Source organism: Enterobacter cloacae complex sp. 418I7 (genome assembly GCF_050030705.1).
In the GTDB taxonomy this organism is placed as follows: Bacteria; Pseudomonadota; Gammaproteobacteria; order Enterobacterales; family Enterobacteriaceae; genus Enterobacter; species Enterobacter intestinihominis.
On the sequence record NZ_JBLGUU010000001.1, the window covers coordinates 4,537,744 to 4,551,868 of the forward strand.

Annotated in this window: 8 protein-coding genes, 4 tRNA genes, 3 rRNA genes and 1 riboswitch; of the genes, 3 read left to right on the forward strand and 12 right to left on the reverse strand. The window is 53.3% G+C overall.

Features of this window, described 5'->3' with window-relative positions:
• Positions 1-225 precede the first annotated feature (225 nt).
• Positions 226-1,746 (forward strand): YifB family Mg chelatase-like AAA ATPase, encoded by a 1,521-nt coding sequence (locus tag ACQG0S_RS21835; RefSeq protein WP_169440828.1) that lies wholly within the window; start codon positions 226-228, stop codon positions 1,744-1,746.
• Between the two features lie 27 nt (positions 1,747-1,773).
• Here the strand turns inward: ACQG0S_RS21835 and ACQG0S_RS21840 are convergent, their stop codons facing one another.
• The gene (locus ACQG0S_RS21840) at positions 1,774-2,112 is read right to left on the reverse strand and encodes a DUF413 domain-containing protein (protein WP_006808641.1); all 339 of its coding nucleotides are present in this window, start codon (positions 2,110-2,112) and stop codon (positions 1,774-1,776) included.
• A gap of 118 nt (positions 2,113-2,230) precedes the next feature.
• On the opposite strand from ACQG0S_RS21840, the gene hdfR reads away from it, so the two are divergent.
• Positions 2,231-3,052: an HTH-type transcriptional regulator HdfR gene (gene hdfR / locus ACQG0S_RS21845; RefSeq protein ID WP_022649779.1), complete on the forward strand. Its 822-nt coding sequence runs from the start codon at positions 2,231-2,233 to the stop codon at positions 3,050-3,052.
• A gap of 100 nt (positions 3,053-3,152) precedes the next feature.
• On the opposite strand, the gene ACQG0S_RS21850 is transcribed toward hdfR, so the two are convergent.
• From ACQG0S_RS21850 to btuB, 9 genes are all read right to left on the reverse strand, one after another.
• Positions 3,153-3,228, reverse strand: a tRNA-Trp gene (locus ACQG0S_RS21850).
• 53 nt (positions 3,229-3,281) lie between these two features.
• Positions 3,282-3,358 (reverse strand) — tRNA-Asp (locus ACQG0S_RS21855).
• 55 nt (positions 3,359-3,413) lie between these two features.
• Positions 3,414-3,529, reverse strand: a 5S ribosomal RNA gene (gene rrf, locus ACQG0S_RS21860).
• A gap of 71 nt (positions 3,530-3,600) precedes the next feature.
• Positions 3,601-6,506: ribosomal RNA gene (locus ACQG0S_RS21865) — 23S ribosomal RNA — on the reverse strand.
• Between the two features lie 170 nt (positions 6,507-6,676).
• Positions 6,677-6,752, reverse strand: a tRNA-Ala gene (locus tag ACQG0S_RS21870).
• 105 nt (positions 6,753-6,857) lie between these two features.
• Positions 6,858-6,934 (reverse strand) — tRNA-Ile (locus ACQG0S_RS21875).
• 70 nt (positions 6,935-7,004) lie between these two features.
• A 16S ribosomal RNA gene (locus ACQG0S_RS21880) occupies positions 7,005-8,546 on the reverse strand.
• The 16S, 23S and 5S rRNA genes sit together here with 4 tRNA genes alongside, the layout of an rRNA operon.
• Before the next feature lie 384 nt (positions 8,547-8,930).
• Positions 8,931-9,782 carry a glutamate racemase gene (gene murI / locus ACQG0S_RS21885; RefSeq protein WP_169440830.1) on the reverse strand — a complete coding sequence of 284 codons (852 nt, stop codon included), beginning with the start codon at positions 9,780-9,782 and terminating at the stop codon, positions 8,931-8,933.
• Positions 9,727-11,574, reverse strand: a complete 1,848-nt coding sequence (btuB, locus tag ACQG0S_RS21890; protein WP_023330102.1) for a TonB-dependent vitamin B12 receptor BtuB — start codon at positions 11,572-11,574, stop codon at positions 9,727-9,729. The genes murI and btuB overlap by 56 nt, the downstream gene beginning before the upstream one ends.
• Before the next feature lie 66 nt (positions 11,575-11,640).
• A riboswitch (cobalamin riboswitch) is annotated at positions 11,641-11,816 on the reverse strand.
• Between the two features lie 104 nt (positions 11,817-11,920).
• Between btuB and trmA the strand changes: the two genes are divergently transcribed.
• Positions 11,921-13,021, forward strand: coding sequence for a tRNA (uridine(54)-C5)-methyltransferase TrmA (trmA, locus tag ACQG0S_RS21895; RefSeq protein ID WP_023298887.1), 1,101 nt, complete (start codon positions 11,921-11,923; stop codon positions 13,019-13,021).
• Between the two features lie 90 nt (positions 13,022-13,111).
• On the opposite strand, the gene ACQG0S_RS21900 is transcribed toward trmA, so the two are convergent.
• Both ACQG0S_RS21900 and fabR read right to left on the reverse strand, forming a co-directional pair.
• The gene (locus ACQG0S_RS21900; protein WP_017383113.1) at positions 13,112-13,471 is read right to left on the reverse strand and encodes a YijD family membrane protein; all 360 of its coding nucleotides are present in this window, start codon (positions 13,469-13,471) and stop codon (positions 13,112-13,114) included.
• A 9-nt stretch (positions 13,472-13,480) separates the two neighbouring features.
• Positions 13,481-14,119, reverse strand: a complete 639-nt coding sequence (fabR, locus tag ACQG0S_RS21905; protein WP_003862059.1) for an HTH-type transcriptional repressor FabR — start codon at positions 14,117-14,119, stop codon at positions 13,481-13,483.
• Positions 14,120-14,125: the final 6 nt, after the last annotated feature.

Here is a 14,125-nt window from a genome sequence, read left to right on the forward strand (position 1 = left end):
AAATCGTTGTTTTATATAGGGAAAAAATAGAAATGAAGATTTTTCATTTTTTTGTCCTGTTTCATCAGGCAAGGCGCGCATGATTTCTTTTCTGCGAGGCCGATTCCACCGACATGTAATGATTACATTTAGGCGCTAAAAGGCTGGAACGAGCGCCGTAATTCAGTGAATTAGCGCTAAACAGGAAAAAATGATGCTGGCATAGTTACCGCCAAGGAGGGGCTTATGTCACTGTCAGTTGTTTATACACGCGCGGCCATCGGCGTGAAGGCACCGCTTATTTCTGTAGAGGTTCATTTAAGTAATGGACTGCCCGGACTGACGCTGGTCGGCTTACCCGAAACGACCGTTAAGGAGGCCAGGGATCGCGTGCGCAGCGCAATTATTAATAGCGGTTATGCTTTTCCGGCGAAGAAGATCACCATCAACCTTGCGCCCGCCGATTTGCCAAAGGAGGGAGGGCGATATGATTTACCTATTGCTATAGCGCTTCTCGCGGCTTCTGAACAGCTCAATACGCCAGGGTTAAGCTCGTGCGAGTTCGTGGGTGAATTAGCGCTTACAGGCGCGTTAAGAGGCGTTCCCGGAGCAATCTCGGGTGCGCTTGAAGCCATACGCGCGGGAAGGCAAATCATTGTGGCCAATGAAAATGCCTCTGAAGTCAGCCTTATCGCCGAAAAGGGGTGTCTTGTCGCGGGACATTTGCAGGAGGTTTGCGCCTGGCTGGAAGGCCGACACGAGCTTGCCGAGCCGCAGGAGAATGAGGAGGTAGTGGCAGATTCATCCGATGACCTCAGCGATATTATGGGTCAGGAACAGGGTAAGCGGGCGTTAGAAATAACGGCCGCGGGTGGGCATAACCTGCTACTGATAGGTCCGCCAGGCACGGGGAAAACGATGCTGGCGAGCAGGTTGAGCGGCCTGCTGCCCCCCCTCAATAATCACGAAGCGCTGGAAAGCGCCGCGATATTTAGCCTGGTCAGTTCAATATCGCTGCATAAACAGTGGCGCCGCCGTCCTTTCCGCTCGCCACACCACAGTGCGTCTCTTACCGCGATGGTGGGCGGGGGCTCAATTCCCGGACCGGGTGAAATCTCACTGGCACACAACGGCATTCTGTTCCTGGATGAATTGCCAGAGTTTGAACGCCGCGTGCTGGATGCGTTGCGGGAGCCGATTGAATCCGGCGAAATCCATCTGTCTCGTACACGCGCCAAAATAAGCTACCCTGCGCAGTTTCAGCTGGTCGCCGCGATGAACCCTAGCCCAACGGGCCATTATCAGGGCAACCATAACCGCTGTACGCCGGAGCAGACGCTGCGCTATCTGAGTAAGCTGTCCGGCCCCTTCCTCGACCGTTTTGATTTATCTCTCGAGATCCCCCTGCCACCGCCCGGTCTGCTGAGGCAAACCGGTATCAAAGGCGAAAGCTCAGCAGCGGTGCGAGAACGGGTTATTGCGGCTCAGGCGCGGCAGTATGCTCGTCAGAACAGGCTGAATGCCCGGCTGGATAACAGCGGGATCCGACAGTTTTGCTCTCTCAACGCCGAAGATGCAGGCTGGCTGGAAGAGACACTGACGCGGTTTGGGCTATCCATTCGCGCGTGGCAGCGTTTGTTGAAAGTTGCGCGCACGGTCGCTGACGTGGAGGGCTGCCCCGGAATAGAGAGGCGACATTTGCAGGAGGCATTAAGCTACCGTGCGATCGATCGGCTGCTGTTGCATCTGCAAAAAATGCTGGCATAAAAAAAGGGGCCGTAGCCCCTTCTCTTCTTAATCGTCAGACTCGGTGTAGTCTTCTGCACCTTCCATCTGCGGCTTGCCGCCAGACAGCGTATGGAAACGCTTAGGACGCTTAATGCGAGCCATATACTTGATCCATACACGTTCTGCATCAGACTGCGGCTCACGCTCACCACGACAAACAGAGACAAATTGTTTTTCATCTTCGGTTGCCGGTTCGCGCTTACCCAGATCCAGCTCGTTAAAGGCATAACCATGGCGCTCAAGAAGTTGAGCTTCTTTGATAGTGAAATCGCCGTGACGAGAGAACCCGCGCGGATAATGTTTATTATCGAAAAAACGATTAGTCGTCGTAAAGCTTTCCGCCATCCTACACGCTCCTAATTCTTTGGCCGAGCTATTTATGGCGCGGAGTATTAGTTACGCTTGACAGAGTGTAAAACAAAACATTTAAATCATAACGACAAATAATTTTGTGGAGAAAGATGTGGATACGGAATTGCTAAAAACTTTCCTCGAAGTGAGCAGAACGCGACACTTTGGGCGAGCAGCTGAAGCCCTCTACCTGACGCAGTCAGCAGTCAGTTTTCGTATTCGACAGCTGGAAAATCAACTGGGTGTGAACCTTTTTACCCGCCATCGCAACAATATTCGTCTAACCCCGGCCGGTGAAAAGCTATTGCCTTATGCAGAAACCCTGATGAATACCTGGCAGGCAGCGCGAAAGGAGGTTGCGCACACCTCCCGGCATAATGAATTCTCGATCGGTGCCAGCGCTTCACTATGGGAATGCATGCTCAGCCAGTGGCTTATGCGGCTATATCGCACACACAACCATCTGCAATTTGAGGCGAGGATTGCGCAACGCCAGTCGCTGGTTAAGCAACTCCACGAGCGGCAGCTTGATCTGCTGATCACCACAGAAGCCCCCAAGATGGATGAATTTAGCAGCCAGATTGTTGGACAGTTTAGCCTTGCGCTCTATGCATCCGAGCCTGCAATGATGAAGGCCGACCTGAATTATTTACGCCTGGAATGGGGGCCTGATTTTCAGCAGCACGAGACGGGGTTAATTGCCAGCGATGATATCCCGCAACTCACGACAAGCTCTGCGGAGATCGCATGCCAGCATCTTCCCACACTGAAAGGCTGTACATGGTTACCTGTTCGCTGGGCGGATAATAAACCCGCACTCCATGTTGTCACCGATTCAACAACGCTCTCCAGGCCGCTGTATGCTATTTGGTTGCAAAACAGCGATAAGCAGTCGCAGATAAAAGATCTGTTAAAAACCAGCATACTGGATTAACGCAAAAGCCTGCGGAAACGCAGGCTGCTTATTCTTCAGGAAGGTGTTGAGCCGTTTTGCAGGCAAAAAAAAATCCTTTGCCGAAGCAAAGGATTCTATATGGCAGGGGCGGAGAGACTCGAACTCGCGACACCCGGTTTTGGAGACCGGTGCTCTACCAACTGAGCTACGCCCCTAAATTTTTTTGCCATTAAGCCTGCCCTTTGGGCAGGCTTAATGTCTTAATAAGTGGCGGAACGGACGGGACTCGAACCCGCGACCCCCTGCGTGACAGGCAGGTATTCTAACCGACTGAACTACCGCTCCACCGAATACTTCTGTAACCACCGGATTAATGCACCGGCTTACTACTTAATTTGATGCCTGGCAGTTCCCTACTCTCACATGGGGAGACCCCACACTACCATCGGCGCTACGGCGTTTCACTTCTGAGTTCGGCATGGGGTCAGGTGGGACCACCGCGCTAAAGCCGCCAGGCAAATTCTGTTAATCTGTATCAGGCTGAAAATCGTGTCTGTCTCTCTTCGCCAAAACAGCTTCGGCGTTGTAAGGTTAAGCCTCACGGTTCATTAGTATCGGTTAGCTCAACGCATCGCTGCGCTTACACACCCGACCTATCAACGTCGTAGTCTTCAACGTTCCTTCAGGAGACTCAAGGTCTCAGGGAGAACTCATCTCGGGGCAAGTTTCGTGCTTAGATGCTTTCAGCACTTATCTCTTCCGCATTTAGCTACCGGGCAGTGCCATTGGCATGACAACCCGAACACCAGTGATGCGTCCACTCCGGTCCTCTCGTACTAGGAGCAGCCCCCCTCAATTCTCCAGCGCCCACGGCAGATAGGGACCGAACTGTCTCACGACGTTCTAAACCCAGCTCGCGTACCACTTTAAATGGCGAACAGCCATACCCTTGGGACCTACTTCAGCCCCAGGATGTGATGAGCCGACATCGAGGTGCCAAACACCGCCGTCGATATGAACTCTTGGGCGGTATCAGCCTGTTATCCCCGGAGTACCTTTTATCCGTTGAGCGATGGCCCTTCCATTCAGAACCACCGGATCACTATGACCTGCTTTCGCACCTGCTCGCGCCGTCACGCTCGCAGTCAAGCTGGCTTATGCCATTGCACTAACCTCCTGATGTCCGACCAGGATTAGCCAACCTTCGTGCTCCTCCGTTACTCTTTGGGAGGAGACCGCCCCAGTCAAACTACCCACCAGACACTGTCCGCAACCCGGATTACGGGTCTACGTTAGAACACCAGCCATTAAAGGGTGGTATTTCAAGGTTGGCTCCACGCAGACTGGCGTCCACGCTTCAAAGCCTCCCACCTATCCTACACATCAAGGACCAGTGTTCAGTGTCAAGCTATAGTAAAGGTTCACGGGGTCTTTCCGTCTTGCCGCGGGTACACTGCATCTTCACAGCGAGTTCAATTTCACTGAGTCTCGGGTGGAGACAGCCTGGCCATCATTACGCCATTCGTGCAGGTCGGAACTTACCCGACAAGGAATTTCGCTACCTTAGGACCGTTATAGTTACGGCCGCCGTTTACCGGGGCTTCGATCAAGAGCTTCGCGTTGCCGCTAACCCCATCAATTAACCTTCCGGCACCGGGCAGGCGTCACACCGTATACGTCCACTTTCGTGTTTGCACAGTGCTGTGTTTTTAATAAACAGTTGCAGCCAGCTGGTATCTTCGACTGATTTCAGCTCCGTCCGCAGGGACTTCACCTACCTATCAGCGTGCCTTCTCCCGAAGTTACGGCACCATTTTGCCTAGTTCCTTCACCCGAGTTCTCTCAAGCGCCTTGGTATTCTCTACCTGACCACCTGTGTCGGTTTGGGGTACGATTTCGTGTTACCTGATGCTTAGAGGCTTTTCCTGGAAGCAGGGCATTTATCACTTCAGCACCGTAGTGCCTCGTCATCACACCTCAGCGTTAATAAGGTACCGGATTTACCTGGAACCTCCGCCTACATGCTTAAACCGGGACAACCGTCGCCCGGCTGACATAGCCTTCTCCGTCCCCCCTTCGCAGTAACACCAAGTACAGGAATATTAACCTGTTTCCCATCGACTACGCCTTTCGGCCTCGCCTTAGGGGTCGACTCACCCTGCCCCGATTAACGTTGGACAGGAACCCTTGGTCTTCCGGCGAGCGGGCTTTTCACCCGCTTTATCGTTACTTATGTCAGCATTCGCACTTCTGATACCTCCAGCATGCCTCACAGCACACCTTCAACGGCTTACAGAACGCTCCCCTACCCAACAACGCCTAAGCGTCGCTGCCGCAGCTTCGGTGCATGGTTTAGCCCCGTTACATCTTCCGCGCAGGCCGACTCGACCAGTGAGCTATTACGCTTTCTTTAAATGATGGCTGCTTCTAAGCCAACATCCTGGCTGTCTGTGCCTTCCCACATCGTTTCCCACTTAACCATGACTTTGGGACCTTAGCTGGCGGTCTGGGTTGTTTCCCTCTTCACGACGGACGTTAGCACCCGCCGTGTGTCTCCCGTGATAACATTCTTCGGTATTCGTAGTTTGCATCGGGTTGGTAAGCCGGGATGGCCCCCTAGCCGAAACAGTGCTCTACCCCCGAAGATGAGTTCACGAGGCGCTACCTAAATAGCTTTCGGGGAGAACCAGCTATCTCCCGGTTTGATTGGCCTTTCACCCCCAGCCACAGGTCATCCGCTAATTTTTCAACATTAGTCGGTTCGGTCCTCCAGTTAGTGTTACCCAACCTTCAACCTGCCCATGGCTAGATCACCGGGTTTCGGGTCTATACCCTGCAACTTAACGCCCAGTTAAGACTCGGTTTCCCTTCGGCTCCCCTATACGGTTAACCTTGCTACAGAATATAAGTCGCTGACCCATTATACAAAAGGTACGCAGTCACCCCATAAAGAGGCTCCCACTGCTTGTACGTACACGGTTTCAGGTTCTTTTTCACTCCCCTCGCCGGGGTTCTTTTCGCCTTTCCCTCACGGTACTGGTTCACTATCGGTCAGTCAGGAGTATTTAGCCTTGGAGGATGGTCCCCCCATATTCAGACAGGATACCACGTGTCCCGCCCTACTCTTCGAGTTCACAGCAAGTGTGCTTTCGTGTACGGGACTATCACCCTGTACCGTCGGACTTTCCAGACCGTTCCACTAACACACAAGCTGATTCAGACTCCGGGCTGCTCCCCGTTCGCTCGCCGCTACTGGGGGAATCTCGGTTGATTTCTTTTCCTCGGGGTACTTAGATGTTTCAGTTCCCCCGGTTCGCCTCGTTAACCTATGTATTCAGTTAACGATAGTGCAACGGATTGCACTGGGTTTCCCCATTCGGACATCGCCGGGTCAAAGGTTCATATCACCTCGCCGGCGCTTTTCGCAGATTAGCACGTCCTTCATCGCCTCTGACTGCCAGGGCATCCACCGTGTACGCTTAGTCGCTTAACCTCACAACCCGAAGATGTTTCACTTCCGATTGCGAAAATTTGAGAGACTCGAACACACATGAGCTGTGTGTCGTTTCAATTTTCAGCTTGATCCAGATTTTTAAAGAGCAAAACTTCGCAGTGCACCTTTTCAGGTTCACTCTGAAGTTTTCTTGTGTTCGCAGTAAAGGATGGTGGAGCTATGCGGGATCGAACCGCAGACCTCCTGCGTGCAAGGCAGGCGCTCTCCCAGCTGAGCTATAGCCCCATCGTAGTTATCTCTCTACCGGTAATTTTTGTTGAGGCAAGGCGTGGTGACACGAAGCATACTCAGGTATGTGAGTGTCGCCGCAACGCAGCATCAGCAAAAATTTGGTAGGCCTGAGTGGACTTGAACCACCGACCTCACCCTTATCAGGGGTGCGCTCTAACCACCTGAGCTACAAGCCTGCAGAGATTTTTTACTGCTGTTTTTCATCAGACAATCTGTGTGAGCACTACAAAGGCAGGTTCTTTAAGGTAAGGAGGTGATCCAACCGCAGGTTCCCCTACGGTTACCTTGTTACGACTTCACCCCAGTCATGAATCACAAAGTGGTAAGCGCCCTCCCGAAGGTTAAGCTACCTACTTCTTTTGCAACCCACTCCCATGGTGTGACGGGCGGTGTGTACAAGGCCCGGGAACGTATTCACCGTGGCATTCTGATCCACGATTACTAGCGATTCCGACTTCATGGAGTCGAGTTGCAGACTCCAATCCGGACTACGACGCACTTTATGAGGTCCGCTTGCTCTCGCGAGGTCGCTTCTCTTTGTATGCGCCATTGTAGCACGTGTGTAGCCCTACTCGTAAGGGCCATGATGACTTGACGTCATCCCCACCTTCCTCCAGTTTATCACTGGCAGTCTCCTTTGAGTTCCCGGCCTAACCGCTGGCAACAAAGGATAAGGGTTGCGCTCGTTGCGGGACTTAACCCAACATTTCACAACACGAGCTGACGACAGCCATGCAGCACCTGTCTCAGAGTTCCCGAAGGCACCAATCCATCTCTGGAAAGTTCTCTGGATGTCAAGAGTAGGTAAGGTTCTTCGCGTTGCATCGAATTAAACCACATGCTCCACCGCTTGTGCGGGCCCCCGTCAATTCATTTGAGTTTTAACCTTGCGGCCGTACTCCCCAGGCGGTCGACTTAACGCGTTAGCTCCGGAAGCCACGCCTCAAGGGCACAACCTCCAAGTCGACATCGTTTACGGCGTGGACTACCAGGGTATCTAATCCTGTTTGCTCCCCACGCTTTCGCACCTGAGCGTCAGTCTTTGTCCAGGGGGCCGCCTTCGCCACCGGTATTCCTCCAGATCTCTACGCATTTCACCGCTACACCTGGAATTCTACCCCCCTCTACAAGACTCTAGCCTGCCAGTTTCGAATGCAGTTCCCAGGTTGAGCCCGGGGATTTCACATCCGACTTGACAGACCGCCTGCGTGCGCTTTACGCCCAGTAATTCCGATTAACGCTTGCACCCTCCGTATTACCGCGGCTGCTGGCACGGAGTTAGCCGGTGCTTCTTCTGCGGGTAACGTCAATCGACAGGGTTATTAACCCTGTCGCCTTCCTCCCCGCTGAAAGTACTTTACAACCCGAAGGCCTTCTTCATACACGCGGCATGGCTGCATCAGGCTTGCGCCCATTGTGCAATATTCCCCACTGCTGCCTCCCGTAGGAGTCTGGACCGTGTCTCAGTTCCAGTGTGGCTGGTCATCCTCTCAGACCAGCTAGGGATCGTCGCCTAGGTGAGCCGTTACCCCACCTACTAGCTAATCCCATCTGGGCACATCCGATGGCAAGAGGCCCGAAGGTCCCCCTCTTTGGTCTTGCGACGTTATGCGGTATTAGCTACCGTTTCCAGTAGTTATCCCCCTCCATCAGGCAGTTTCCCAGACATTACTCACCCGTCCGCCACTCGTCAGCAAAGCAGCAAGCTGCTTCCTGTTACCGTTCGACTTGCATGTGTTAGGCCTGCCGCCAGCGTTCAATCTGAGCCATGATCAAACTCTTCAATTTAAAAGTTTGATGCTCAATGAATTAAACTTCGTAATGAATTACGTGTTCACTCGTTGAGACTTGGTATTCATTTAGTGTCCGAGGACATTAAGAATCCATGTCACTTTGAGTGCCCACACAGATTGTCTGATAAATTGTTAAAGAGCAGTGCAACGCGGCTTTCGCTCACCGTTGCGAGGTCCCGTATATTACGTTTTCCTCATTCAGAGTCAAGCAATTATTTTCACTTTTCTCTGTTGGCGTTCATCTCTGAACCCCGCTGTCCCGGCGGCTTGTAAGCCGTTGTTCCGTGTCAGTGGAGGCGCATTATAGGGAGTTCTCCGACGTTGACAACCCCTCTTTGAAAAAAAATGTTCAACCGTCTCTTTTTTGCTCAAAACCGTGCTACAGCGCCAGTTTTTCGAGCGTTTCGTAGCCATAACGACGTAAAACGGGCAAAAGTTGTTCGGTTTCTTTTGTTATCGCCATACAGAAAGCGATGTTCGCATCCGCTGATTTCGCATCCGGCGCCTCGTGCTCCAGTAGCCAGGCCGTCCGACGCGCAATCGCAGCACCGGAATCCACCAGCCGGGTCCCTTCAGGCAAAACCTTTAACAGCTCTTCCTGTAATAGCGGGAAATGGGTGCAGCCGAGAACAACCGTATCCGGTGGTTCCTGCATCCGCAGCCATGGACGCAGAATGCGACGCAGCTCTTCAAGCGATACCGTCTCGCCGTGCAGTTTCGCTTCCGCCATTTCCACCAGCTCCGCGGAGCCGAGCATGGCGATCTGGCATTCATTGGCAAAGCGCTCAATAAGCTCACGCGTATAAGGACGTTTTACCGTACCGCGTGTCGCCAGCAACCCCACGATACCGTTCGCCGTCAGACGCGCCGCAGGTTTGATTGCCGGGACAACGCCCACAACCGGGAACGGGAATTTTTCGCGCAGGGCAGGAAGAGAGACCGTGCTTGCCGTATTACAGGCAATAACCGCCAGCGCCAGGGGATAGCGCTTTTGTACCGCAGTGACGATTTCAATCACACGCTCAACGATAAAGTCTTCACTCTTTTCCCCATACGGGAACGCGACGTTATCGAAGGCGTAGATGTAATGGAGATCCGGCAGGAGCTGCCGAATCTCATCATAGACCGAAAGCCCACCGACGCCGGAATCAAACACTAGCACGGTGGGACGCGGATCAGAAGGTGTAGCTGCCAGACAAGGTGTATTCCCGTCCTGCAGTTTGGTAGCCATAAACTGTCTCGTAATCTTTATCGAACAGGTTGGCTATTTTACCACGAACTGTGAGATGTGAGGTGACAGGATATGAAACCGCGACGTCCCACAGGCTGACGCCGCCCATTTTAACTTTCTCTGACGGATAGGTTCCAAAGTCGGTGTCGTAGCGCGTGCCGAGATAGTGATACGTCAGGCTCCAGTCAACATCATAGATCTGCGTATCAAGCTGATATTTCACCTGCTGTTTAGCACGACGGTCCAGAAGTTGATTGGTTGCCGCATTGCGGGCATCCACATAGTCGTAGCCCACAGTATGCGTCAACGGACCCGTATCAAACGACGCTGTCGCTTCTACACCTTTAATGCGTGCTTTGCCGACGTTGTAATATTGCTGCAGGTTATTGTTGAAGTCGATGAGATTATCAACGTCATTACGATAGCCGGATACGCGCCAGCTTACGCCTGCCGTCAGGCCTTCAAACGCCCCTTCCCACTGCTTGCTCTCTTCAGGATCAAGATGGGTATTGCCGTAGAAGCCATAGAGCTGACCCAGATTCGGCGCTTTATAGGCCGTGCCATAAGAGGCTATGAAGCGGTAACCGTCAACGAACTCCCAGGCTGCGCTACTTTGCCAGGTACCATGGCGACCAAACTGAGAGTTGTCATCGCTGCGGGCCGCCGCCTCCAGAGTGAAATCTCCAAACTGCTGCAACCCAGTCAGGTAGACGCCAGTGTTACGCAGGTCATAGGCGTTGGTTACGTAGTTGGTACCCGGCTCGGTGCTCTGTTTCTGCCAGTCAACGCCCGCGCCGATGTTGCCATGTCCCACGTCAACTGAGTTGGTCCACTGAACATTGTACTGTTTGATTTCATCCAGGGTTGCTGTGGAGTCATAGCGTCCAAGGTGCGGATCGTAATTGTAGTCTTTGCTGTGACTGTAGCTGGAGAGCAACTGTGAATGGAAAACATCCCGGTTAAACCGCAATCCGGCATCCCAGGTCTGGCTATAGAGTTGGCGGGTATCAACCAGCACATCAGGGGTAAATGAACTGTAATAGCCGTCATAGGCGGTACGGTTGCTGTAACCATAGCCGCGAACGAAACCACTCCATTGCTCAGAGAAAGCATGCTCCAGTGCGCCGTAGAGCGTTTTATTCATAAAGCCGTCGCGATCGGTCTGGGCAAGGCCGCCGTTATTACCGTCAGCAACGACGTCAAAGCCTTTTGTGTAGGTGTAATCCCCCGCCAGCGTAACGCGCGTACTTTCACCCAATGTTTGCTGGGTGCTGCCACCATAATTCTGGAAGCCGTGTGTCCCAACGCCAGCATTCAGCGTTGTGCCATCCTTCGCACGCGTAGTGATAATGTTGACTACACCACCGATCGCATCCGAGCCGTACACCGCCGAACGCGGTCCACGAAGATATTCGATGCGCTGCACCAGGGAGATCGGAAACTGGCTGAGATCGGACGACCCCGTGACGCCCGCCTGGTTAAGACGGATCCCGTCGACGAGAATCAGGACATGGCTGGAGTTCGTACCGCGTATAAAGAGAGAAGAGAGCTGCCCCATCCCGCCATTTTGTGCCGTATCTACGCCAGGCAGGCGACGCATGACATCCAGAACCGTGGTGGATTGCCAGCGGTCGATATCGGCCCGCGTCACGACAGAAGTCGCAGCCAGAACAGATTTTTCAGGTTGTTCGAAACGGTTTGCTGTCACCACCAACGAGTCGGCGCTTTCCTGCGCCCAGCCCGAAAATGCCGTGACGGAAAACGCCGTCAACAGCGATACTTTTTTAATCATTGTTAAAGCATCCACAATATAAGAAGGATGCCGCAGGCCTCATCGATAGCACGCGATGATGAAACCAAATGCGACGTGATCCCGGCAGGTCTTCGGGCTGGGTGGCGTTATACGGATGAAGACTTCCCGTTTTCACAGTGTCTACAACTCTCATCCCGCCAGTCTTTACCGCTGCGCGTCAGCTCCAGATTTGCACTGGATTCCCTTTTCACTCTCAGGAGACCGGAAACAGAATGCTACAATTAGACACGTATAGATGTCCAGATAGCTATTAGCCATTAAATCTGGACATCCACTGCACAATCCCTACAATCCCCGCGTAATTCTTTATCACTCAGGACGCATCATGACCCCCGAACACCTCCCGACAGAACAGTACGACGCACAGCTGGCAGAAAAAGTTGTCCGCCTGCAAAGTATGATGACGCCTTTCAACGCGCCCGTTCCCGAGGTGTTTCGTTCTCCGGTCAGCCACTACCGTATGCGCGCTGAGTTTCGCATCTGGCACGATGGCGATGACCTGTACCACATCATTTTCGATCAGCAGACGAAATCCCGGATTCGCGTAGACAGTTTCCCGGCGGCGAGTGAGCTTATCAACCAGCTAATGACGCTGATGATCGACGGTGTGCGCACTAATCCGGTGCTGCGCAACAAGCTGTTCCAGATTGACTACCTGACCACCCAAAGCAATCAGGCCATTGTCTCTCTGCTCTATCACAAAGCGCTGACCGACGAGTGGCGCGAGCAGGCAGAAGCCCTGCGCGATGCGCTGCGCGCGCAGAACATCAACGTGCACCTGATTGGCCGCGCGACCAAAACCAAAATCATGCTGGACCAGGATTACATCGACGAGCGTTTGCCGGTGGCAGGAAAAGAGATGGTTTACCGTCAGGTGGAGAACAGCTTCACCCAGCCGAATGCGGCTATGAACGTGCAGATGCTGGAGTGGGCGCTGAATGCGACGGAAGGGTCGACGGGCGATCTGCTGGAGCTCTACTGCGGTAACGGCAACTTCTCGCTGGCGCTGGCGCGTAACTTCGAACGCGTGCTGGCGACGGAAATCGCCAAACCGTCGGTGGCCGCCGCGCAGTACAACATCGCCGCTAACCATATTGATAATGTGCAGATCATTCGTATGGCGGCAGAAGAGTTTACCCAGGCGATGAACGGCGTACGTGAGTTTAACCGCCTGCAAGGGATTGATTTGAAGAGCTACCAGTGTGAGACAATTTTTGTCGATCCGCCGCGCAGTGGCCTGGACAGCGAAACCGAGAAGATGGTGCAGGCGTACCCGCGTATTTTGTACATCTCCTGTAACCCGGAGACGCTGTGCAAGAATCTGGAAACATTAAGCCAGACGCACAAGGTTGAACGTCTGGCGCTGTTCGATCAGTTCCCATATACGCACCATATGGAGTGCGGCGTACTGCTCACGGCGAAGTAATGTGGGCCTTGTAGGGCAGGTAAGCGAAGCGCCACCTGCCAAAAAAGCCGGATGGCGCTTCGCTTATCCGGCCTACAATGACAAAACCCTTTACTCTGGTAACTGGCTCTTGCGGCTACGCATGCGCGAGCCAATCCAGAACACCAGCGCCACAGACAGCACCGCAGGCAGGAAGTTAGAACCGATATCCGGATACTCTGCACGCACCACGGTGCTGTACAACAGTACACCCAGAATAAAACAGGCTGCGGCCAGCCCCGGTAACCCAACCGGCATGGTGCGGTTCAGATAACGTTGATGCAGGCAATACACCGTCAGCACCAGCGCGATAATCGGGAAAATCGAGAACGGTACAATTGAGCTGAAAACCGCCGCAAACGTACCATTGATGGATAAGCCAGCGATCAATGCCAGCAACAGCGTTCCTTTATCCTGACCTGACTGTTTCATTACTCACCTTCACTCATCGTTTTGATGTGCCAACTTCTCTTGTTCACGGCGATACCAGTAGTACGCACCTTTAGAAATCATCCGCAGTTGCAATACCAGTCGTTCTTCGAGTTGCTTACGTTGTTCAATGCTGACATCCAGCGCTTCGGCACCCGCACTGAAAACAATGGTCACCATCGCCTCGGCCTGTGCTTCAGTAAACGCACGCGGCATATGGTTTTCGAGTTCAAGATAGTCGGCAAGTTCCGCGATGAAATGCTGAATTTCACGCGCGACGGCGGCACGAAACGCCGCCGACGTGCCAGAGCGCTCGCGCAGCAAAAGGCGAAACGCGTTAGGGTTATTGCCGATAAATTCCATAAATGTCGACACGGAGGTGCGGATCACGCTGCCGCCTTTGGCAATACGCTGACGCGCCTGACGCATAAGCTGGCGCAGCATCAAACCGCTCTCGTCGACCATGGTCAGGCCCAGTTCATCCACATCACGGAAATGACGATAGAAGGACGTTGGCGCAATCCCGGCCTCGCGCGCCACTTCGCGCAGGCTTAAACTGGCAAAACTCCGCTCAGCACTCAGTTGACTGAATGCGGCTTCCACCAGCGAACGCCGGGTTTTCTCTTTTTGTTGTGCTCTTACGCCCATCACGATAGT